We start from the raw sequence: 23077 nt of genomic DNA, 5'->3' as shown, positions 1-23077 counted from the left end.
CCCATTTTCATAAAAATAGCCGCCAAAGATTAAAATCTTCAGCGGCTATCCATAACTTACGATATGACTACTTCATCAAATCTCATTGTCTCATTGAAACGTAGCTTTAGGATCCTTTTTCAATTTCTCCAGCATCTCGTTTCCTTTAGCTGCCCACTCACCGAGCGCTTCTTTTGGTGTCTTTTTGTTCTCAAGTACCTGATTGAAATATTCCATCCCTTTATCGTTTACTTGCCACAAGCCTGGGGATTTTTGATACAGTTTATCCAGATTGGTATTCGTTGGCGGAATAGGCTTCAAAGAATAGAAGGCTTGAATGTTGTAATCCAGGCCGTCTTTAGGCTTAATGAAGCTCTTCCGTGATACCATCTCATAGCTGCTACGTGCTTTGATTTTGGCCCAATCTTCACTGTTCATATACTTGATCAATTCCCACGCATCATCCGGGTTCTGAGCCGCACTGTTGATCGCCATCAAGTTGCTCAGATAGATGCTTCCTCCGATTTCAGGAGATTCCGGGTGAACTGGAGGTGTGACTACATCCCAATCTACCTTTGTAAAATCTTTCATTTTATCTGCATTTTTATTCGCATCAATTAATTGATTAATATAGCTATAATCGCCGATAGCCATAGCTGTCTTGCCACTCAGGAAGAGATCACCCTGAACCGGATCATAACGTCCACTCGGATTCTGATCCTGTGGTTCATCACCTTTAGGAATAACTTTGTCAATTGCAAGTTTGCTGATGGTGCTCCATACTTTCTCCCATTGAGGAGAATCTACGGTCATCTTCTCTGCTTTGTCGTCAAACGTCTTCAATTGCAACGAACTGTAGTACTGCTGCATGGAGTAGTACGGCGCTCCCCCCTGATATGTGGTGAAGGAGAAACCAAATACATGGTCTTTACCCTCGCCTTTCGTAAGTCGGGCCCCCAGATTGAAAATATCATCCCAAGTCATGTTATCCGTCGGCGGTTCAACGCCTGCTTTCTCAAACATGCCCTTGTTGTAGAACAAAGCAGAAGAGGAGAATGTTGGTGTCAAAGCATAGATGCTCTGATCCCCAAGGTCTTTAATTCCCTCCAGTACACTAGGCACGATATCATTGGTGTCAAACTTATCTTCCTGAATCAGTGGGTCCAGTTGTTTTACCATATTCTCCTGAATTAATGATTTGACTGTAGAAGTATCCGCCACGATAACGTCAACCGGGTTATCCCCCGTCATAATCTTCTTCAGACTTTCCATCGTATCCGGAGCTTCCTGCTGCTCCTCCGTGTTGCCATATCCATACATGCTGCTCTGGTCAACAGCAGCTACAATCTCAATCGTTACATTGGGATGTGTCAGTTCAAAAGCATCGGTAAATTGCTGGCGGAAGTAACTGTCATCCTGTCCTCCCCACATTGTAGCCACACGTAATACACGTTGCTCCGTATCCTTGGCTTCACTTGCCGTACAGCCAGCAATCAGCGGCAATGCCAGCGTCGCAGTAGCCATGACAGCCAGCACACGTTTTCCCCACAACCTGTTCTTCATCTCCCAATTCCCCCTCATTAATTATCTTGGCGGTGTAATGACAATGCGTTCACCGTCAAATTCCAACGTAGCCCGGTTATCAATGGATAAGGCCTCCAGATACTCTTTTGGCACCTGAAGCCGCCCTGCACGGTCAATAATGACAAATGCTTCATGAATGTCCGGCATACCCGTTTCGGACAATTGATGCTCATCATCCAAATTCGGGTTGCGCTTCACAAACTCGGTACTGGTCAAGCCGTCCCGGATCGCTACGATCCGGTCTACCTTGCCAGCTAGCGTCAAGTCATGGGTAACGATGACAATCGTAACGCCGAGTTCCTTGTTCATTTTTCGAAAAATGCCCATGATGGTATCACATGTCTCGGAATCGACCGAACCGGTTGGTTCATCTGCAAGCAGAATTTTGGGGCGATTGGATAATGAGATTGCAATCGCTACCCGTTGCTGCTCTCCTCCTGACAATTGATGCAATTTGTTATGCATCCGATCCTTAAGGCCTACCCATTCGAGCAACTGTTTCGCGTAAGCACGATCACGCTTGCCTCCCAGAATCATGGGAGTCTCCACATTTTCCAGTGCAGTGAGATAAGGCAACAAGTTACGACCGTTATTTTGCCAGATAAAACCTACCGTATGACGTTTGTATTCAACCAATTGGGCATCTGTCATCTTGAGCAAATCCCAGTCGCCCACAACAGCCGTACCAGCCGTAGGACGATCAAGCCCGCCCAGAATATTCAGCAGCGTGGATTTACCGCTACCGCTGTTACCGATGATGGCCATCATTTCACCTTGATTAACAGTCAGGTTGAGACCTTGAAGGGCAACGACTTCCACATCGCTGGATTTAAAAATTTTGACAAGTCCTTCGCATTGGATCACGTTTACCTCTCCTCTCCCATTTTGACCGCCTGGTGAACCCGCAGTCTGCGAATCTGCCAGAGCAACATGGTTGCACCAATGACCAGCATCACCACAGTGACCGCATACAGTTGCAACATATCTTGCTGCTCAAACACAATCCGGAATGGAGGTACCTGAGCAGAGACATTATCCGTCGTTTGCAGGAATGGCAGGAATAAACGACTCGATACCTGACCAATTCCAATACCTAGCAGGATCGACAGCCCCGCTGTGAACACCTGTTCCAGCAGCAGCATACCGCTCAGTTGTGCCCGGGATAACCCCATTGCCCGTAATACACCAAACTGTACAACACGTCCGGACAAGTTGAAGAACCAGTACAGCACGTATCCAATCAACGAGATAATAACCGATACCAGGAAACCAAGGCTCAGAATCCCGAATACGCCCCCTCGTGACGGGTGTTTCCCCTGAGATACCAACTCGGTGCGTACGTCACGCACAGACGATAACTCAATGCCTTCTGCTGCAAGTTTCTCCATTAATGGAGCCACTTTGGCATCCGGTTCCATTTTCAGCCATACCTCATAAGGAATCAGAGGCACCTGATCATAGATATAATCCAGATTCGCCACGAAGAATGGCATCTGATCCGGATACTGGGCTGGCCAGTAAGGAATGATCCCGAAGACGACGAATTCAATTGCCTGTCCCTGTACACCCATGGAGACGAGATCTCCAGTTTTGAGCTTGAACTTGTCAGCAAATTTGGAAGAGATCAATACAGCCCCCTCATATTTACCAAGCAAGTCAAGGTACTTGTAGGGATGTGCCGGGAACAGATCGTTGCGGAACCACGCCACTTGAGCAAAGTCTACATTATCAATGCCGACCAGCATCCCCTGTCCGCCCGATTTACCAGAGACGATAATATTGCCCTTGGTCTGCAGTACTCTTGCTGCATGTTCGACACCATCCAATCTGCGGAACACTTCAAATGGAGGTTCGGAGTAAATGACTTTGGATGGCTGCGAAGAACCGCCACCACCCGGAGCACCTCCACCCCCATTGCCTCCGCCGGAACCTCCACCAGTAGAACCTCCACCTCCATTGCCACCACCTTGTTGACCTCCACCCGTACCGCCATTCTGTCCGGAACCACCGGGTTTAACCTCAGGTGTTCCTTCCCACACCGTCTGCATAATCACATCCGAACCATAACGGTAGAGCGTACGCTCCGTGGAATTCAGATCAATTGTCCGGGCCGCCGCCGAGTTGTACACCCCAAGTCCCAGTGTTAATACAAGCAGGATCATCAACGGATAATAGGAAGAAGATGAACGCGATAGCTGCGTTAATGTCAGATACAACGGGACCGGGAGAAACTTGCGACCGATCAACTGAATAAGCTTCAATATCCACGGGAACAAGCGCAGGAAGAATAGTCCAAGCGCAAAGATTGCAAGTGCGGGTACAAAGAACAGAAACGGCTGTACCTGCAACTGATCGGTTGTCATTCCCGTCTGGAAGGTCAACATCTGACGTTCATAGAACAGGTAGTATCCATATCCAGCCAGACCCAGTAACACAACATCCAGGAACCAGCGTTGCCATACTGGCGGACGGTCTGTACGTGCTTGCCGCCGTTTGGCAGATACAATCGTTGCCCGTGCGTAGGTTATCGCAGGGATAAGTGATGCGATGATCGCAACAAGGACCGCTGCTACGCCCAGAAGAATAGCTTCTTTGGATACACCGATCGGAATGGACTTCCGATCTACGAACGAGAGAAAGCCACTTGCTGAACCGATACTTTTGGCCATAAACCAACCGAGCAACGGCCCGATAACCAACGCAATAGCGCCCAGAAATATGCCTTCAAGCAGGTAGAGAGAGAAGATCTGCCGAGCTGAAGCTCCACGGCTGCGCAATACCGCAATATCACTTTCTTGCTTCTGTAATGACTGTCTGGCGTTCATCGCAATAAAATAAAAGACCATCGCAATCATCGGTGCTGCCAAGGTAAACAGCATCGTCTGCAATTGCAGACTCTGACTGCGGAACTGCTTGAGCAGGTCACCGAAGGTGATGTCCACTTTTGTATCTTTCAGCCGCTGATACAGATCAATATCCAGCCTTTCCAGCACGGAAGTCAGACCTGATAACTGGCTGGTTTGGATTTCTTTCAGATCAAAGGCATAATACCAACGTGAATTTTGAAGTGGAATCCCTTTTTCCTTCAATAAAATATCATTAAAAACCGACTCATCCACATAAAGCCCATTCATCATGCCGTCAAATCCTTGCACCCAGTAAGGGCTGTTCGGATCATCGGCCTTGAAAGACCCTGTAATCTTCACACGCAATGTGATATCAAGGCCGCTATACACCGGATATTCCAGAATGTCACCAATGTGCAGATCGTTACGGTACATGCCCTCTTCCAGCATGACTGCCTCGATCGTGTCATCTTTGACCTGGTTTCCAGGTTTTACCCCGGCAGAGTAATTCACCTGTGCATCCAGCCCACTCATGGTACCCAGACTCATACTGCGTACCCTGCTGGCATCCACTTTGGTTGGATCTTCCGGGCTCACCTCTGTACTGCGAATGGATCTCGAATTCACATACGTATGGAAAGGAAACCCGATATCGCGAGGAACATCCTCACGAATATAACGATCCACTTCGTCCAGACCCCGTGTGTCTGTCTTCACACCACCGGGTGCCTGATAACTCATGAGCAACGAACCGGCTGGCAATCCCTCACTATTATCCTGCAGCGTTTGCGCAACGACCCGTTTCAACGCACCATCGGCATACATGGGAATACTGACGGTGAACGCAACCGCCACAATTAATCCGATCAATGTGCTGAAGGTCATCCAGCGCGTGTTCCACATTTTGCGGAACAGCAGTCGAAGCAATGGCAGCCCCATTAGCGTCCCACTACTTTCTCGCCTACGGTCAGACCTTTCAGAATCTCCACATCTGTCGATGTCTGCTGACCAACTTCAACGTCCACTTCACGCTTGCTGCCATCACTCTCCACGACTTGTACGTACGTTCTTGAACCGATGGAGCGTAAAGCGGATACAGGAATCACAATTGCGTTCTCGGTGCGCTGCGTTACAATCGAGACCGATAGTGGTGTGCCACGTTCCACGCCTTTTGGCATTTTTGCAAGTGTAACGATAACATACTTATCCAGCGTTTCCTTGGTTGGGGGCGTCCCGCCTTCCCCCGATCCTTCGCCACTGCCGCTTTCCGATGCGTCAGCAAGAGGCATGACTTTAATTTTGCCAGCGACTTTACCGGCTCCATTAATGTCCACTTCTGCCTTCATACCGGCTGAGAACTTCTCCAGATCTTCCTTGGCAAAGGTAGCTGCCACTACCAGATTCGATGTATCCGCAATCGTAGCAATCGGATCATACGCTTTCACGGCTGCACCCTTCTCAACCTGCACAGCAATTACGGTGCCACCAAACGGAGCAGTCAACGTGGCTTTGCCCAGTTGTGCTTCCAGATCAGCAAGTTCCTGGCGCAGTTCTTCAAACGCAATCGTTGCCTCTTCAAACTCCACCGGGTCCATCTCATCCTTTTTGCGAAGTGTTTCCTTCATCTGAACTTCGGATTTGCGAATAGCCAGTTTTTTGCCACGAATCTCCTTCTCCACACTCTCCACATCGAGCACGGCAAGAAGCTGACCCTTTTTCACTTTATCCCCTGGTTTAACATTTAACTCTTTGACATGCATGCCATCAAGCGTGAAGTACACCTTCTCTTCCCGCTGACTCATCATCTTGCCACTGCCACTTACTTTTTTCTCCAACGTTTCTGTCCGAACCTCATATTCCGGTTTCTTGGAGATCGTTGGCGGCGTAATTGGCGGAAGCACTTCTTCCTCTGTTTCTGACGGCAGCAATGAGCAGCCCGACATCGTTGCAACCATTATCGCACCAAGTACAATAATTGCTGCGCGTTTCCCCCTCTTCGGAGCGGCCCCTTTACTTGATAAATCTGCCGTCCGCCATTTCATAAACATGGTCCGCAACCTCCAAAATTGTAGGATCGTGTGTAGTCATACATATCGTTACTTGTTCTACTTCAATAATATTTCGGAATACGGCCATGACCTGAGCGCCCATCTTGGAATCCAGTTCCGCTGTAGGCTCATCCGCAAGCAACAATCGGGGTCTATGGGCAATAGCCTTGGCTATAGCTACCCGCTGCTGCTCTCCCCCGGACATCTCGAAAGGTCGGTGCTTCACCCGTTTGGATAGTCCAACGAGGTCCAGACAGTGACCAACCCTGTCCTTCCACTCCGATCGCGGAACATCCGCCATTCGCAGCGACAGTTCTACATTTTCCCAAGCAGACAATAAGGGCATGAGTGCATATGCCTGAAAAATAAAACCGATCTCTTTGCGCCGCAAAGCCGTCCGCCGCCGGTCCCCCCAATCCTGAAGAGGCTGGCCGGAGAACAGAATGTCTCCACTTGAAGGCTGATCCAATCCACCGAGCATATTCAGCAGCGTTGTTTTGCCTGAGCCTGATCGCCCCTTCAGCATGACCAGTTGTTGCGGATTCACTTCCATATCAATGCCTTTGAGCACATGGATGATACGACTGCCTGTCTGGAAACTGCGATGCACGTTACGCACCTCCAGTACAGGCCCATCATATGGGGGCAATATATCCTTCTTCGGTTTGATCTTCTTCTGGGGTTCATCAATGGTAGTGAAAGCAGCTGCAGCCACTTCATCTGAAGTGATTTCACTTTCAGGTAACGGAGGTTCACTCGTCAGGTGATCGTCTTCATTGTTGTATGTATTTTCTCCCGAAACCGTCGAGGTCTCCAGCTGCGCTTCCTCCTGTTGATGTTCATCGCCTGACTGGCTTTTGGCAGGTCTTTTTCTGAGAAATAAATTCTTCATGCCAGCAATCACGCTCATCCTTTCTTGATATCCCGATCACTTCTTCAAAAAACCTAAAATTAGAAATCTGTTCCAACCTACACTGAATTATAAACGACCGATCACCACTAAAAGTTACAAGCTTTTTACAACGTTAGAGTGAAAAAGTTAATATTTTGATGAACAAACGAAAAAAGCACCCCAATGTATGGGATGCCTCTTGCTTATTCGATGGTTTTGCCGCCATGACGGCAATCATTACAATTTTGATACCGTTCATTCCTGATCCTTATTCTGAGGTACCAATGATATTATTTTCCAAATGAAGAAGGATCTTCACGCCAGGATTTTAGCAACTCAAAGTCACTCTCCTGAATCGTTCCCTGAGCCAAAGCCACATCCATCAGCGCCGTGTAATTGGACAGCGTCTGAAGCGGAATTCCAGCATCTTCGAAGGCTTTAACACCCTTATCAAGCTGGTAGCTGAAGATGGCAAGTACAGCGAGCGGTGTTGCACCTGCTACGCGTACAGCTTCTGCTGCTTTGATTGAACTGCCACCTGTAGAGATCAGATCTTCGATAACTACTACTTTCTGTCCTTCGGCAATAAGGCCTTCAATCAGGTTCTCCTTACCGTGTCCTTTGGCTTTATCACGAATGTAGGCCATCGGCAGATTCAGCTTCTGAGCCACCCAGGCAGCATGCGGGATACCCGCGGTTGCCGTACCTGCAATGACTTCTGCATCCGGGTATTGGTTACGAATGATCGTTGCAAAGGCTTCAGCAATATCGTTACGAATCTCGGGATAGGACATCGTTAAACGATTATCGCAATAGATTGGTGATTTGATGCCGGATGTCCATGTAAATGGCTGCTGCGGACGCAACGCCACGGCTTTAATTTTCAACAGTTGGGAAGCTATATGATTCGGAATCTCATTCAGTTCGATCATGCGTTCAACATCTCCTTCAAAATGGTTTCTGCCGCTTCACGCGGATTGGGAGCACCAGTAATCGGTCTGCCTACAACAATATAATGGCTTCCTCTGGCGATGGCTTCACCCGGCGTCAATACGCGTGTTTGATCTCCCAGGCCACTACCCTCTGGACGAATTCCCGGCGTAACCGTGTGAAAAGCACTGCCGCACGCTGCCCGAATGGCGGGCACTTCCAGTGGAGAAGCAACAACTCCATCCAGTCCGGCCTCTTGAGCCAGTCCTGCATAACGGACCACAGCAGCTTCCACACTTCCCGGGATGCCAATCTCGTTGTTCATTGTTTCCAGACTTGTACTGGTCAGTTGGGTGACTGCAATGATCTCGGGTCTGTGTAAGGAAGGATCAGCATCCATAGCTGCCTCAGCACCTTCACGTGCAGCACGCATCATCATGGTTCCACCTGCTGCATGTACATTAAACATGTCTACCCCAAGACGCGTGATACTCTCAGCACCACCACGAACAGTGTTGGGAATGTCATGCATTTTCACATCCAGAAAAACGGAGTAGCCTTTGGATTTCAGCTCCCGAATGAAGTCCGGTCCTGCTGCGTAGAACAGCTGCATACCCACCTTGAGATAACAGGGAATGCCTTCAAGAGCTTGTACCAATGCTTTTGCTTCTTCCGCTCCAGGATAATCAAGTGCCACCATCAGACGGCCAGCCATTTCATTGAAACTCGCGTGATTCATCACCAGCGCTCCCCTCCACTTGCTCATTTTTTCCTTTTTTGCCCGATATAAAGGACATCCCGCCAGCCCGGAGGCTGACTGATGTCCTTCATCAGAGCTTATTTATTTTACAAAGACAGGCATTGCTTCAGAAGAGAAGTTGATCGTTTGCAGCATGATCAGCAGCGCACGAATCGTATCCAGTGAAGTCATACATACAATGCCGTTCTCTACCGCTTCACGACGGATACGGAATCCGTCACGCTGCGGCGTTTTGCCTTTGGTGAGTGTGTTGAAGACAAAGTTCGCTTCGCCGCTACGGATCATATCCAGAATGTTCGGCGAACCTTCGCTTAATTTATTTACCGTCGTTACCGGAATGTTCGCTGCTTCAAGCGCAGCTGCTGTTCCGCCGGTAGCCATGATTTTGTAACCCAGTCTGTAGAAACCTTCGAGCAATGGTACAGCTTCGTCCTTGTCTTTGTCTGCTACAGTCACGACAATCGCTCCGGTTGCCGGAATTTTCATTCCTGCCCCGATGAGACCTTTGAACAACGCTTTAGCGTAATTCGGGTCACGACCCATAACCTCACCTGTGGATTTCATTTCAGGTCCGAGGGTTGGTTCAACACGACGCAGTTTCGCAAAGGAGAAGACCGGAACTTTGACAGAGACATGGTCCGACTCAGGCCACAACCCGTCAACATAACCAAGATCTTTCAGTTTCACACCCAGAATGGCTTGTGTTGCCAGGTTCGCCATCGGAATGTTAGTTACTTTGCTCAGGAATGGTACGGTACGGGATGAACGCGGGTTCACCTCGATAATGTACACTTGACCATCATGGATAACAAACTGGATGTTAACCAAACCTACTGTTTTCAGTTCTTTCGCAATTTTGATTGTAATCTCTACAATTTTCTCTTTCATGTCCTGGGACAGATGTTGCGGAGGATATACCGCGATGGAGTCACCAGAGTGAACCCCTGCACGCTCGATATGTTCCATGATTCCTGGAATCAATACCGTTTCACCATCACAGATGGCATCAACCTCAACTTCTTTACCCATCATATAACGGTCGATCAGAACCGGATGCTCCGGATTGATTTTAACCGCCTGTTCCATGTATGTCAGCAATTCTGCATCGGAGTATACAATCTCCATCGCACGACCACCAAGTACATAGGAAGGACGAACCAGTACCGGGTAGCCCAGACTTTGAGCTGTTTCTACCGCATCATCAACGGAAATGACCGTTTTACCTTTTGGCTGTGCAATCTCCAGACGAGAGAGCAGACGCTCGAACTTCTTACGATCCTCCGCCTCATCGATGCTTTCCAGATCCGTTCCGAGAATGGTCACACCTGCATTACGCAGTGGTGCTGCCAAGTTGATGGCCGTTTGACCACCGAACTGCACGATAACGCCTACTGGCTTCTCCTGTTCAATCACGTTCATGACATCTTCGAAGAAGAGCGGTTCAAAGTACAGGCGATCCGATGTATTAAAGTCCGTAGACACGGTCTCCGGGTTGTTGTTGATAATTACTGCTTCATAACCTGCTTTTTGTAATGCCCATACTGCGTGTACAGTAGAGTAGTCAAACTCAATCCCTTGACCGATCCGAATTGGTCCAGAACCCAGCACCACAACTTTTTGCTTGTCTGAAGGGATAACCTCATTCTCTGTCTCGTAAGTCGAGTAGTAATATGGCGTTGTTGCTTCGAACTCAGCTGCACATGTATCTACCATTTTGTACACTGGACGCAGGTTCTCTGCTTCCCGACGAGTTCTAACTTCCGCTTCAGTTGTTAATGTGCCTCCTGGTTGACCTTGCGCACGCAGTTCAGCAATGGCACGGTCTGTAAATCCAAGGCGTTTCGCTTGATACAGAATGTCAGAAGATAATTCGGATTCTTCGCGAATGCGATCTTCGAATGCGATCAGACCTTCGATTTTGTCCAGGAACCACCAGTCAATCTTGGTCAGATCCTGTAGCTGTTGCAGCGTATAACCTCTACGGAATGCTTCGGCAATCAGGAAGATACGCTCATCATCTGCTTTGATCAGGCGCTCGTTCAGGGTAGCTTCGTCCAGCGTTTCGGCATCCTTCAGGTAGAGGCGATGTACGCCAATTTCCAGGGAACGAACGGCTTTGTGGATCGACTCTTCGAATGTCCGGCCAATCGCCATCACTTCGCCTGTTGCTTTCATCTGAGTTCCCAGTTTACGGTTTGCCGAGATGAACTTGTCAAACGGCCAGCGAGGAATTTTGCTCACGATATAATCCAGTGTAGGCTCAAAGCAAGCATACGTTTGGCCTGTTACCGGGTTCACAATTTCATCCAACGTGTAACCCATCGCAATTTTGGCAGCCATTTTGGCAATCGGATAACCCGTCGCTTTGGAAGCCAGAGCTGATGAACGACTTACCCGTGGATTTACTTCGATAACATAGTATTGGAAGCTGTGTGGGTCCAGTGCAAACTGTACGTTACATCCACCCTCGATGTTCAGGGCACGGATGATTTTCAGGGAAGCTGAACGCAGCATTTGATATTCACGGTCCGACAGAGTTTGACTTGGTGCTACAACGATACTGTCGCCTGTATGAACACCTACCGGGTCGAAGTTTTCCATGTTGCAGACAACGATACAGTTATCGTTTTTGTCCCGCATAACCTCATACTCGACTTCTTTCATGCCTGCAATGCTCTTCTCAACCAGACATTGCCCAATCGGGCTGTAACGAATTCCCGCTACCACAGTCTCGCGCAGCTCTTCTTCGTTCGCACAGATTCCGCCGCCTGTTCCGCCCAGCGTATAGGCTGGACGCACGATGATTGGATAACCAATCTCATTTGCAAATTCAAGTGATTCTTCAAGTGTCGTTACGATCACACTCTCAGGTACAGGCTGTTCCAGTTCACGCATCAGGTCACGGAACAGATCACGATCTTCCGCTTTCTCGATGGAAGTCAGCTGTGTTCCGAGCAATTTCACATTTTCACGTTCCAGCACACCTGCACGTGCCAGTTCTACCGCCATGTTCAGACCTGTTTGACCACCCAGTGTTGGCAGCAAGCCGTCTGGACGCTCCTGACGAATGATTTGGGTTACAAAATCCAGTGTAATGGGCTCAATGTAGACTTTGTCAGCCATGTTGGTATCCGTCATAATGGTCGCCGGGTTGCTGTTGATAAGTACAACTTCCACGCCTTCTTCTTTCAGAGCCTGGCAAGCTTGTGTACCGGCATAGTCGAACTCGGCCGCTTGACCGATGACGATTGGACCGGAACCAATCACCAGGATTTTTTTGAGATCTTTGTTAATCGGCATGTTATTGTGCTCCTTTCACTGCGGCTGCCAATACGGCTTGACGCGGCTTTTGCGGGTTAGTGATTTTGTGCTCGCGAATCATCTCGATGAAGCGGTCAAACAGATAGCTGTTGTCGTATGGACCTGGGGCTGCTTCAGGGTGGTATTGGACCGAGAATGCCGGGAATGATTTATGTTTCAGACCTTCAATGGTCTTATCGTTATTGTTGATATGTGTAACTTCCAGATCTGTACTCTTGACAGACTCTTCGTTTACAGTAAAACCATGGTTTTGGGATGTGATGAAGCAACGTCCGCTCTCCAGTTCTTTGACCGGGTGGTTTCCTCCGCGATGTCCAAACTTAAGTTTTTCGGTGTCTGCTCCTGCCGCAAGTGCGAACAACTGGTGACCCAGGCAGATACCGAAAATTGGGTATTCGCCAAGCAGTTCACTGATCATGTTAACTGCGTGAGGTACGTCTTTCGGGTCCCCAGGGCCGTTGGATAGTTGAATGCCGTCCGGGTTCAGGCGACGAATCTCGTCTGCGGTTACATCGTGTGGAACAACGACAACGTCACAGTTACGTTTGCTCAGTTCGCGCAAGATTCCTGTTTTGGCACCATAATCCACGAGTACAATACGTTCAGCCGTTCCCGGGCTGTTGTAGACATGCTCTGTAGAAGTCATTGGCACCTGGTTACGCAGCTCGGCGATGGTTGTATCTCCCATCATCTCCAGCAGTTCTTCCACAGGCTTCGATCCTGTTGTGAGAATTCCCTTCATGGTGCCGTGGTGACGAATCCGGCGAGTCAACATGCGTGTATCAATTTCACTGATTCCTACGATACCGTATTCCTTGAGCAGATTGTCTACGCTATATTCCGCACGCCAGTTGCTTGGCGTAGGCTCATGACGACGCACAACGAAACCGTGTACGTATGGACGAATCGACTCAAAGTCATCACGCGTAATGCCGTAGTTTCCGATCAGCGGATACGTCATGGTTACAATTTGACCGCAATAGGAAGGATCCGAAAGCACCTCTTGATAGCCTGTAATTCCCGTATTAAAAACGACCTCACCTGTCGTTTCACCTTCAGCACCGAATGCTTTTCCGGTGAACAGTGTGCCGTCTTCCAACAATAATCTTGCCTGTGCCTGCATCCCATTTCACTCCTCTGTGTTTATCAACGTTGAACTCATTTATGTTGAACATGGGGGACGTTACGTACGGTGTGGCTCCGTGGGCAGAAAACCCTCTGATCGCTGTTATCCCCAGATTACTTTTTATCATTTTTCAAATGATGTAATCCGGTGATAAAGGCGAACGCTTTGCATCTTCGGGTTCTTTCTGCCCACTCCGCAGTTACGTTGGTGTCCACGTTCAAAATCATGACATTCAACTTTGCTTGTTTCGTATGTTAGACTCTCGGCATGATTTGCCTCGAGTTAGTTGAAAAGATGTTACTGGTGTAAAAGTTGTGAATTTTGAGCTATGAAAATTAGTTGTATGATTGATCATTCAAAACTTGATGATCTAATTGCCATATCGGTTTAACCAATTACTGTTTTACTGTTGTACCGTGTTATCCCACACGCTTTTGCCATCCACCCAAGTTTGTACGGCCCAGCCTTTCAGCTTCCAGCCTGTGAATGGAGTGTTTCTACCTTTGGTGGCAAACGTTGCAGGATCAACTGCTTTTTCCTCGTTCAGGTCAATCATCGTGATGTCTGCTGGTGCTCCTTCTTCCAGCTTGCCTGTGTCCAGTCGGAATACACGTGCCGGATCAGCTGTCATTCGTTTCACCAGGAAGTCCAAGCTCCACAGTCCTGTTTCCACAAACTTCGTGTACAGCAGCGGGAAGGCCGTTTCGAATCCAACGATTCCGAATGGTGCCAGTTCCATGCCTTTAGCTTTCTCTTCTTCACTGTGTGGCGCATGATCGGTTACGATCATGTCCAGCGTGCCGTCCAGCAAACCTTCGATGCACGCCTGCACATCACGTGGTGAGCGTAGCGGCGGGTTCATTTTCCAGTTGGCATCCATGCCCGGGATATCTTCATCCGACAACACCAGATGGTGCGGACATACCTCAGCAGTTACTTTGATGCCGATGGACTTCGCCAGACGAATCAGACGAACCGACTGCTCTGTACTTACATGGCAGACGTGGTAATGAACTCCCGTTGCTTCTGCGAGCAGGATATCCCGACCTACGTGGATAGCCTCGGATTCATTTGGAATACCTTTGATGCCGTGACGTTTGGAAAACTCGCCTTCCGTCACATATCCACCGACAACCAATGAGTCATCTTCACAGTGAGCAATAACTGGCATATCCATGCTTGCTGCGAGGCTCATGGCATCCTTCATCATTTGAGCGTTTTGTACGCCAACACCGTCATCCGTGAATCCAATCGCCCCTGCTTCTTTCAAGGCGGCAAAATTCGTAAGTTCACGACCCAGTTCGTTTTTGGTAATGGCTGCATAAGGCAACACTTTTACCAGATCGGCTTCTTTGGCCTTATCCAGTACCAGCTTCACCACTTCCGGGCTGTCTGTTACCGGTCTTGTGTTTGGCATGCAGGCAATCGTTGTAAAACCACCTTGTGCTGCTGAACGGGCACCTGTCTCGATCGTCTCTTTGTGTTCGAATCCAGGTTCACGCAGATGCACGTGCATATCGATCAATCCCGGAATGACCAGTTTGCCTGATGCGTCTGTCACACGATGCGCTGACTTTTCGGCATCCAATACGGCTTGATCTTCCAGGCCAGCGATCTTTTTAATTTTACCTTCATCTATAATGATGGTTTTCCGTTCAAGTTCCCCTTGTTGGTTCAAGATGTTTGCATTTTTTATAATCTGTAGCATAATTGCCCTCCGCTTCGGTTCTGTCCGGCTTACCAGGCAAGCCGGATGATTTTCTTTATCGTGTACTCTCTTATTGCTCTATAAGAACTGTCATCTTCGTCAGCCTATGACCCATAGCCAGACCCTGTTACAGTTTCATCGCACGTTCCATAACCGCCATGCGGATGGGAACGCCGTTTGCCATCTGCGGGAAGATCCGCGATGCTTCACTCTCCACAACCACGTCATCTACCTCGACGTTGCGGTTCACTGGAGCAGGGTGCATGATAATTGTGCTTGGTTTTAGGCGTGACGCCCGTTCTTCCGTCAATCCGTAGTGTTCGCGATAATCCTCAGCTGAAGTAATTAATCCATGTTGATGACGTTCCAGTTGAACACGGAGCATCATGACTACATCTGCATCCAGCGCTTCTTCAAGACCGACATATGGAGCATGCTCTGCAAGTTCCGGTGCCTGCATCGTTTGTGGAGCACAGAAGCGCACATCTGCACCAAACTTTTGCAGTGCCCACAGATTGGAGCGTGCTACACGGCTATGCAGGATGTCGCCAATGATGGAAACACGCAAACCTTTCAGTTCGCCGAATGCTTTGCGCATTGTGTAGAGGTCCAGCAATGCCTGTGTGGGATGTTCATTGTTGCCGTCTCCGGCGTTTACGAGCGGCACATTCACTTTCTGAGCCAGTTGTTGCAGAACGCCTGCCGGTTTCAACCGGATCACCCCTGCATCAATGCCCATCGACTCAAGTGTTCGTACCGTATCGTAGATGGATTCTCCCTTTTCCACACTGGATGCGGCTGCCGTAAAGTTCAGCACTTGTGCGCCCAGCCGTTTCTCTGCCATTTCGAAGGAGAAACGGGTACGTGTGCTGTTCTCGAAGAACATGTTTGCAACAAAACGTGATTCCAGTACAGGAACCAGTTTTTCTTTCTGTGCTTCCCAGTGTGCCGCTCTGTTCAGAATGGACTCGATCTCTCCTCGACTAAGTTCCTTCAGTCCAAGCAAGCTCCGGTCTCTCAATGCTGTCTGTGTAATCATCATGCTTGCTCCCCCCGGTTCTGAGTGATTTTGACTTCATCCTGTCCGTCCGTTTCCATGAGTGCAACTTCGATCTCCTCTGATTTGGAAGTCGGCACATTTTTACCGATAAAATCAGGTCGAATTGGAAGTTCCCGGTGTCCACGGTCTGCGAGTACAGCCAGCTGAATGTTCTGTGGTCTTCCACAGTCCATCAGGGCATCCATCGCTGCGCGAATCGTCCGTCCGGTATAGAGCACATCATCGAACAAAATCACTTTTTTGTTATGGATCGAAAGTGATTCAGGTGTCATAATCAACATTTCCTTGCGATTCGCTTTATTTTCGTCCAAGCGGTCATCGCGGTAAGGAGTTACATCCAGTTCTCCCCAGGGGACTTTAGCGCCTTCGATTTCTTCAATCTTTGCGGCAATCCGTTCTGCGAGGTAAACCCCGCGTGTACGGATACCGACCAGCACACAATCGTCGATTCCTTTGTTTTTCTCCAATATCTCATGGGCAATCCGTGTTAATGCGCGGCGGATCGCCGTCTCATCCATAATGACATGTGTCTCTGTGCTCATGCGTTCAGCCTCCTCAGGATTTCCCTTCAGCATCATGGCCCCGTGACGAGGAGAAAAAAAAAGACTCCTTGCCGTGTTTATTGGCAAGGAGTCTCCGAACTTCAGACCGCTCTGAAGAAAGTTTACTCTCGGGGATGCATCGCTTCATTTGCCGCAGCAAAAAAACGATGTATCGTTCACGTTACCTTGCCAGTCTCACGGGACTGATTTAAAGGTGCTATTCATGTCGTTCATATTGCAGGACCTCACAGGGTTCTGTAATTCAATATGTCCGTTTGTCTTCATGAATTATGACAGAAAGACAACCCCCTGTCAACACCTCACCATCGCAGGTGAAAACCCTCTGCTACGTTCTTCTTAGAATCAGCAGTTAGGCTGAAAAACATCCATGCACAATACATCTCATTGGTTACTCATAATTATACAATATTTCTGCATATTTATCCATAGGTAAATGAGAAATTTGCTATAACCAAAATAAACCTCTGACTATGCTGAATTAGAGACAAAACTCTCTTTTTAGAACAAACGGTAAGTTGTATTCCATCAATAAATGCAGGTTCTGCATTAGCAACAAGTGAAATGGGTACAGTTTATACACATGAACCCATTCATAGTTGCTGCAATAATGTCGATATACATAAGATTCACAAATATGAGACACAGAAATAAAATACGCTCTACATTTATGTACATTTAGGAGGAAGTCATGCGTCACATTTGGCAAATTTACAAAACAGACTGGTTGCATATTCTGAAGGTTCCCACAGGTATATTTCTAATCGTGGCTATTATTCTACTGCCCGGGGTGTATGACTGGGTCAACGTGAAGTCCGTATGGGACCCGTACAGCAACACCCAGGGGATTAAAATTGCAGTGACAACCGAGGACAAGGGTGCAACTGTTGCAGGAACACATGTCAATATTGGAGATGAATTGGTATCCAGCCTCAAACACAATGAAAAGCTGGGCTGGACTTTTGTAGATCGGAGCGAGGCCAGTCGGGGTGTACAAACAGGAGATTATTATGCAAGTCTGCTCATTCCCGGAGATTTTTCATCCAAAATTACAGGCATCGTTGACGGAAAGCTGGAGCGCCCGGAGGTCATCTATACCGTTAACGAGAAGGTGAATGCCATTGCTCCTAAAATCACAGGCTCTGGTGTATCTGCGATAACAACACAAATCAATGAAAATTTCACTGAAGCTGTCAGCGAAGCCGTTCTAAGCAAGTTGAAGGAAGCCGGGGTTGAAATTAACGCCCAGCTTCCAACTTTGCGCAAGATGGAGAATGGCATTTTCACACTGGAGAAAAATCTCCCGGCCATTCAAGCCGCAGGTCAAAAGGTACTGGAAGTGGAAAAAGCAATGCCTGAGATTGTAAAAGATGCTCAAAAGATCGTTGAGATCGAGAAAAAATGGCCTGAAATCAATGAAGCGGCACAGTATGTGCTCAAGGTCCAGGAGTTTTGGCCCCAAATTAATGATGCAGCTTCCGAAGTACTGGCTGCTCAAGGTCGGATACCGGATATACAAAAAGCGGTAGAACGCATTCGAGAAGTGGATGAAAACTTTGGTCAGGTATCAGCTGTCATCCAAACGGCGCTGGATAAAACCAATAAAGCTCTGTCTATCGTAACGGCCGCGGAGCAAGATTTGGACAAAGTATCCCAAATCGCTGGCAACGGGATTGAGCTTGCAGAGGGATTAAATCAGTTCGTGGATTCCAGTGAGGATGCGTTTCAGGCTATTGGCCCAACGATCCGCCAGAATTTGCTGCTGGTACAGCAGATTACTAACGCTGCTGGAGACGTATTTGCACAATTGCAAAATTCGGATCTGGATAACCTGCCCACAGCAGAAGATCTGGACCGGATTGCTGCACGCTTGGGGATTGCGGTAAAACTCGTTGACAGTATGGCAAACCTACTGGGCAAAATAGACAACTTGCTTCCAAGCCATCCACTTGCCGATCAAATTCAGCAGTTGAACTCCGTTTCAGATAAACTACAGTTGCAAATTCGTCTGGCTGGCATCATGAGTGATGCCATGCGTCGCAATACTACGCCGCCCGCTGACGTCATCGCTCAGTTGAATTTGCTCTCTAAAGACATTAGCAGCGGCATTGGCAATCTCTTGAACACGTATGAAAGCGACATATCGCCGGCTCTATCAGCGGGAGCGGATAAACTAAGATCCATCCTCTCCACTTCAGCAAGTACACTGCAGGGAGCAAGAGATCGAATTCCGGATATTGCGGACATTCTTGCATCTGCCAAAGAAGGCATTACGTTTGGGCAGACCGAGTTGACCAAAATCCAGAGCGAACTGCCTCAAATCCAATCCAAGATCCATGAGATATCGGAGACACTTGCCAATAAAAGTGAAGGTTTTATCCAGGCTTTGAACACCGTCTCTTCTTTCATTCGGACCGATCTGCCCAAGCTGGGAACCAAACTGAACGAAGCGGCTGATTTTGTTCGTAATGATCTGCCTAATGCCGAGAAACAAATAGGCAAGGCATCCGATTTTGTTCAGAACCAGCTTCCGGAGGTCGAAAAAGGAGTACATCGTGTTGCCACGCTGGTACGTGATGATCTGCCAGCATTGGAAAGTGCCATCAGCAAGGCTGCAGACAAACTTAGGGAAGTTGAAGGTAATAACCAGTTTGCCGAGCTCGCCAAACTTTTGCGCGGCGATATCGAAGAAGAGAGTGATTTCCTTGCAAGTCCAGTACAAATCAAGGAACAACAGCTTTATCCGATTCCGAACTATGGATCGGCCATGTCACCCTTTTATGGCGTGCTGTCCTTGTGGGTCGGCTCAACACTGTTGATTTCTCTTCTTCGTGCCGAAGCTGAGAATCCAGAGGGCAGGTTCCGCGGATATGAATTATATCTTGGACGTCTCGCTACTTTTCTGACCATTGGCTTACTTCAGGCGATAATCGTCACCTTGGGAGATATCTTAATTCTGGGCACCTATGTTGCAGATAAACTGTGGTTTGTTCTGTTTGCCATGCTGGTGAGTGCCGTATTTGTCACCATCACGTACACGCTGCTGTCCGTTTTTGGGAATATCGGAAAAGGGATCGCCATCATCTTTATGGTGTTCCAGTTCTCCAGCTCCGGTGGTACGTTCCCAATCAGCATGACATCACCCTTTTTCCAGGCATTGAATCCGTTCATGCCCTTCACGTATGCGATCAGTCTGCTGCGTGAATCGGTTGGTGGTATATTATGGTCTACTGCCATCAAGGATATTCTGTGGTTATGTATGTTCATCGGGCTGAGTCTCATCGTTGCTCTCTTTTTGAAACGCCCACTCAGCAGTCTCACCAAACGTTCAGCCGAGAATGCCAAGAAGACCAAAATTATTGCTTAACTCATTAGCTGGACACAAATAAAGATAAGGCCATTGGACTTTGCATCCAATGGCCTTTCTTATTTCCTTATATGAATCCTTATATGAATCGATACATTTGACTAGTTGATTATTTCACTGAGCGTTCCTGTTCCAGCTGATCATAGGATTGCTTGATTGTTGTTAATGTTTCTACATGACGATAGATGTTGTTACTGGCCGTAACGATAATACATAACATGATTAAGCCTATAATCACTTTTTTGCCCAATCCCGGACGCAGGCTGATGACGAATCCTCCACCCAACAGGAAGAACGCAAACAGATAGTGTCCCGCATACAGGTACATATCATATTGAAATACTGCCAGACCAAAGCCCACGACTACATGAAGCAAAAAGGCAAACAGAATATATGGCACAAGTGTCCACACTTCACGTTCACGAATGCCCTTGATGAAGCCCATGAGTGCCAGTAATAAGATAAAGATACCTGTAATCTGTACAACGATTGGATTGGAACGGGATAGATCCGTAACAAAGGCAGCCATGCCCGGGTCCAGTAAATGCATCTTCGGTGTCATCATCGGATTGATGGTTAACATGTTCAATGCTTTCCAGTGAATGGCGAACTGGAATGGTGTTGCATAGCTAGTTCCACCATTTTGAATGCCCAATAGCCAGTTACTAACCCAGCTGCGACCTCCAAATGCAACATATTGAACACCTGTTAATACGGCAATCATCAGAACCGCTAGTGCCATGATGCCCATGTATTTTCTCAAATTGGCCTTATTACGCCATGCATGCATATTGAAAAAAGTGGCCGCAGCAAACGGTACGATATTGGTCGAGGTTAGTCCAAAGTTAATCGATGCAAGCAATGCATTGGGTACATAACGCACGTCCTGACGCTCACGAGTATACTGCATGTAAACCACGGAGAACAGAATAACGAACTGTACATAAGGATACGAATCCGGGATCAACGCGGTATACATCAGGTAGGAACTGAAACCAAACAGTAAGGCGAACAGCAAAGGTACGATGGTCGGTTTATCTTCTTTTTGACTCAGGAAGAGATACGCCAGCACCACTGAACCTGCATTCACCAGCGATTGTAATACTAGAAAGAACCAGTTGCCTCCCAGCAGCTTCGCTACAGCCGCAAGAGTGACTGCAAGAAAGGAAATCAGCGGATGAATAACGGAAGAACTGTTGTCGCCGTAATACATCGATGGATCAAAGTTGAATAAGTTGATTGGAAACAGCGTTGTATTAAATGGGGTATACTTCCCAAGTAATTCTGCATTGTTTTCAATGTACAGAACGTACGAGCCGTTCATTAAACCATAGAACAGAGCAAATCCCGCAAACAGGTATAAGGCTGTCCAGTTGGCTCTGCGATTATAAAATAAGTAATCCAAAAATTTCATGCTTACATTCACATCCAATACATTTTATAAAAAAACTATATAATTTGAACTAATCATTTATACAAAAACGGAGAGGACAGAAAAGACCTGAAAAAGCGGAGCGTTCGCCTTTATCACCGGATTTCCCATTAAGAAAAGGGATCAAAAAATCTGGGGATAACAGCGATTGGAAGGTTATTCTGTCCTCGTAGTGTCAGTATAAATAATCTTTAGTTCAAATTAAAACACCAACAAACATAGGCCACCCATAATACATGCCACACCGATCCAGCGTAGAGGGCCCACTGTCTCTTTAAATACCAACATCGCAATGATCAGGGTCCAGACATACGTTAATGCGTTCGCGGGCAGTACAACCGTTAATGGAAGAAACTTCAACAATACAATGTTCAGCAACGCACCCGTTCCGTAGAATCCGAGTCCCATGAGTACATGCAGACGATTGCGACTCGATGCATAAGCTTTCAGTCCGGCCCCGCCCAGTGCACCACACAACGTCATGACAATTAATACGGCAACCATCCAGCTATCGATCAACACTGGTTAATGTCACCCCGATTCCAAGCAACACAACTGCTGCCAGCTTTTGCACCGTAATTTCTTCCCCAAGCAAAAAATATCCATAGATTAAGGCAAATACGTAGCTGGCACACATCAGAGGATAAGCAACCGAGAGTTTTTCCAGAGCAAAAGCTTTAATCATCAAAATGGCTCCAAGTCCATAACACAGAAAACCAACGCCCAGGTAGATCCACTCGGTTAGTCCCCATTTCCAGAACAATTGACCCGTTGCTGTCAGAAAAGCGGAAACGAGCATCAACCATTTACCGCTATGACGCGATTTTATTTCCCCCACGTTAATGCCTCCATGTCCGGAACACGCTTGTTAATAAAGTATCGTTGACTCACAAGCTGCATAACCGGAAGATCGGATAGGGAGTCCGAGTAGGAACATGACTGGTCATAGTCAATGACCATATTCTTCTCACTCAGATAAGCCTGAATTCGGCGTACCTTCTCTTCCCCTTTGCAATTGCTGCCATCAACTTTGCATGTGTAACCATTCTCATGACGGACAAGTTCAGTTCCAATGACATGATCCACCCAGGGAAAATTATTAAAGTATTTCATATAGGCATGTGGAGATGCAGTGACCAGCAAGACATGATATCCTGCTTCTTTGCGATGCTGCATCTCAACACTGGCCTCGGCAAAAATGGACGTACGCAATCGGGTATCAAAGAAATGTTCGAGATCTTTTTCAGACATACGCTCAATCTCTTGAAAGTAGGATCGTTTGACTTGTTCAACAGTCATGAAGCCTGCCTTGAATAAAACAGTATGTAATGCGATGACAGGTAATCTCCATACCTGCCACGGGTAACGGCGAACACCGTAATGCACAAATTGAAACATGGAATCACTGCGTATAATCGTTTTATCAATATCAAAAATGGCGACTTTCGTGCTTTTCACCCTGAT

General features: G+C 47.6%; 17 protein-coding genes. 1 reads left to right on the top strand and 16 read right to left on the bottom strand.

Annotated features, from left to right (window positions below; genetic code table 11):
- Window positions 1-90 precede the first annotated feature (90 nt).
- The 12 genes from ACE3K2_RS01440 to pyrR form a co-directional block, all read right to left on the bottom strand.
- On the bottom strand, window positions 91-1542 hold the full coding sequence (locus tag ACE3K2_RS01440) for an ABC transporter substrate-binding protein (protein WP_421885862.1): 1452 nt from the start codon (window positions 1540-1542) through the stop codon (window positions 91-93).
- 21 nt (window positions 1543-1563) lie between these two features.
- The gene (locus tag ACE3K2_RS01435) at window positions 1564-2427 is read right to left on the bottom strand and encodes an ABC transporter ATP-binding protein (RefSeq protein ID WP_421885859.1); all 864 of its coding nucleotides are present in this window, start codon (window positions 2425-2427) and stop codon (window positions 1564-1566) included.
- Between the two features lie 2 nt (window positions 2428-2429).
- Window positions 2430-5348 (bottom strand): ABC transporter permease, encoded by a 2919-nt coding sequence (locus tag ACE3K2_RS01430; protein ID WP_421885856.1) that lies wholly within the window; start codon window positions 5346-5348, stop codon window positions 2430-2432.
- Window positions 5348-6457: an efflux RND transporter periplasmic adaptor subunit gene (locus tag ACE3K2_RS01425; RefSeq protein WP_421885853.1), complete on the bottom strand. Its 1110-nt coding sequence runs from the start codon at window positions 6455-6457 to the stop codon at window positions 5348-5350. Before ACE3K2_RS01425 ends, ACE3K2_RS01430 begins: the two co-directional genes overlap by 1 nt.
- Window positions 6420-7367 carry an ABC transporter ATP-binding protein gene (locus tag ACE3K2_RS01420; protein WP_421885850.1) on the bottom strand — a complete coding sequence of 316 codons (948 nt, stop codon included), beginning with the start codon at window positions 7365-7367 and terminating at the stop codon, window positions 6420-6422. Before ACE3K2_RS01420 ends, ACE3K2_RS01425 begins: the two co-directional genes overlap by 38 nt.
- Before the next feature lie 272 nt (window positions 7368-7639).
- Complete coding sequence (gene pyrE / locus ACE3K2_RS01415) at window positions 7640-8281, bottom strand: orotate phosphoribosyltransferase (protein WP_253439277.1); 642 nt, start codon at window positions 8279-8281, stop codon at window positions 7640-7642.
- Window positions 8278-9018, bottom strand: a complete 741-nt coding sequence (gene pyrF, locus ACE3K2_RS01410; RefSeq protein ID WP_421885846.1) for an orotidine-5'-phosphate decarboxylase — start codon at window positions 9016-9018, stop codon at window positions 8278-8280. Before pyrF ends, pyrE begins: the two co-directional genes overlap by 4 nt.
- A 102-nt stretch (window positions 9019-9120) precedes the next feature.
- Window positions 9121-12339: a carbamoyl-phosphate synthase large subunit gene (gene carB, locus ACE3K2_RS01405; protein WP_062835433.1), complete on the bottom strand. Its 3219-nt coding sequence runs from the start codon at window positions 12337-12339 to the stop codon at window positions 9121-9123.
- Window position 12340: 1 nt separating this feature from the next.
- Complete coding sequence (gene carA, locus ACE3K2_RS01400) at window positions 12341-13483, bottom strand: glutamine-hydrolyzing carbamoyl-phosphate synthase small subunit (RefSeq protein ID WP_047843735.1); 1143 nt, start codon at window positions 13481-13483, stop codon at window positions 12341-12343.
- A 406-nt stretch (window positions 13484-13889) separates the two neighbouring features.
- Entirely contained in the window at window positions 13890-15194 is a 1305-nt protein-coding gene (locus ACE3K2_RS01395) for a dihydroorotase (RefSeq protein ID WP_421885842.1), read from the bottom strand.
- A gap of 127 nt (window positions 15195-15321) precedes the next feature.
- Window positions 15322-16233 (bottom strand): aspartate carbamoyltransferase catalytic subunit, encoded by a 912-nt coding sequence (locus tag ACE3K2_RS01390; RefSeq protein ID WP_421886848.1) that lies wholly within the window; start codon window positions 16231-16233, stop codon window positions 15322-15324.
- Entirely contained in the window at window positions 16233-16796 is a 564-nt protein-coding gene (gene pyrR / locus ACE3K2_RS01385) for a bifunctional pyr operon transcriptional regulator/uracil phosphoribosyltransferase PyrR (RefSeq protein WP_017687330.1), read from the bottom strand. Before pyrR ends, ACE3K2_RS01390 begins: the two co-directional genes overlap by 1 nt.
- A gap of 709 nt (window positions 16797-17505) precedes the next feature.
- Here pyrR and ACE3K2_RS01380 point away from each other — a divergent pair.
- Entirely contained in the window at window positions 17506-20181 is a 2676-nt protein-coding gene (locus ACE3K2_RS01380) for a YhgE/Pip domain-containing protein (RefSeq protein WP_421885839.1), read from the top strand.
- 109 nt (window positions 20182-20290) lie between these two features.
- On the opposite strand, the gene ACE3K2_RS01375 is transcribed toward ACE3K2_RS01380, so the two are convergent.
- The 4 genes from ACE3K2_RS01375 to ACE3K2_RS01360 all read right to left on the bottom strand — a co-directional run bounded on the left by ACE3K2_RS01375 (window position 20291) and on the right by ACE3K2_RS01360 (window position 23071).
- Window positions 20291-21595, bottom strand: coding sequence for a DUF6080 domain-containing protein (locus tag ACE3K2_RS01375; RefSeq protein WP_421885836.1), 1305 nt, complete (start codon window positions 21593-21595; stop codon window positions 20291-20293).
- 219 nt (window positions 21596-21814) lie between these two features.
- Window positions 21815-22135 (bottom strand): EamA family transporter, encoded by a 321-nt coding sequence (locus tag ACE3K2_RS01370; protein ID WP_314825574.1) that lies wholly within the window; start codon window positions 22133-22135, stop codon window positions 21815-21817.
- Window positions 22122-22412 (bottom strand): EamA family transporter, encoded by a 291-nt coding sequence (locus tag ACE3K2_RS01365; protein ID WP_197997836.1) that lies wholly within the window; start codon window positions 22410-22412, stop codon window positions 22122-22124. Before ACE3K2_RS01365 ends, ACE3K2_RS01370 begins: the two co-directional genes overlap by 14 nt.
- Before the next feature lie 26 nt (window positions 22413-22438).
- The gene (locus tag ACE3K2_RS01360; RefSeq protein WP_421885833.1) at window positions 22439-23071 is read right to left on the bottom strand and encodes an HAD-IB family hydrolase; all 633 of its coding nucleotides are present in this window, start codon (window positions 23069-23071) and stop codon (window positions 22439-22441) included.
- Window positions 23072-23077: the final 6 nt, after the last annotated feature.

The organism is Paenibacillus sp. (assembly GCF_048976745.1).
GTDB lineage: Bacteria > Bacillota > Bacilli > Paenibacillales > Paenibacillaceae > Paenibacillus.
Note: the sequence above shows the minus strand (reverse complement) of the source record. Positions and strands in the feature narration are given on the sequence as shown.

Coding starts and splice junctions, on each gene's coding strand:
- pyrF (WP_421885846.1), bottom strand. CDS start 9,018: ATGAATCACGCGAGTTTCAATGAAATGGCTGGCCGTCTGATGGTGGCA.
- ACE3K2_RS01420 (WP_421885850.1), bottom strand. CDS start 7,367: ATGAGCGTGATTGCTGGCATGAAGAATTTATTTCTCAGAAAAAGACCT.
- ACE3K2_RS01430 (WP_421885856.1), bottom strand. CDS start 5,348: ATGGGGCTGCCATTGCTTCGACTGCTGTTCCGCAAAATGTGGAACACG.
- ACE3K2_RS01380 (WP_421885839.1), top strand. CDS start 17,506: ATGCGTCACATTTGGCAAATTTACAAAACAGACTGGTTGCATATTCTG.
- pyrE (WP_253439277.1), bottom strand. CDS start 8,281: ATGATCGAACTGAATGAGATTCCGAATCATATAGCTTCCCAACTGTTG.
- ACE3K2_RS01375 (WP_421885836.1), bottom strand. CDS start 21,595: ATGAAATTTTTGGATTACTTATTTTATAATCGCAGAGCCAACTGGACA.
- ACE3K2_RS01390 (WP_421886848.1), bottom strand. CDS start 16,233: ATGATTACACAGACAGCATTGAGAGACCGGAGCTTGCTTGGACTGAAG.
- ACE3K2_RS01395 (WP_421885842.1), bottom strand. CDS start 15,194: ATGCTACAGATTATAAAAAATGCAAACATCTTGAACCAACAAGGGGAA.
- pyrR (WP_017687330.1), bottom strand. CDS start 16,796: ATGAGCACAGAGACACATGTCATTATGGATGAGACGGCGATCCGCCGC.
- ACE3K2_RS01425 (WP_421885853.1), bottom strand. CDS start 6,457: ATGTTTATGAAATGGCGGACGGCAGATTTATCAAGTAAAGGGGCCGCT.
- ACE3K2_RS01440 (WP_421885862.1), bottom strand. CDS start 1,542: ATGAAGAACAGGTTGTGGGGAAAACGTGTGCTGGCTGTCATGGCTACT.
- carB (WP_062835433.1), bottom strand. CDS start 12,339: ATGCCGATTAACAAAGATCTCAAAAAAATCCTGGTGATTGGTTCCGGT.
- carA (WP_047843735.1), bottom strand. CDS start 13,483: ATGCAGGCACAGGCAAGATTATTGTTGGAAGACGGCACACTGTTCACC.
- ACE3K2_RS01365 (WP_197997836.1), bottom strand. CDS start 22,412: ATGCTCGTTTCCGCTTTTCTGACAGCAACGGGTCAATTGTTCTGGAAA.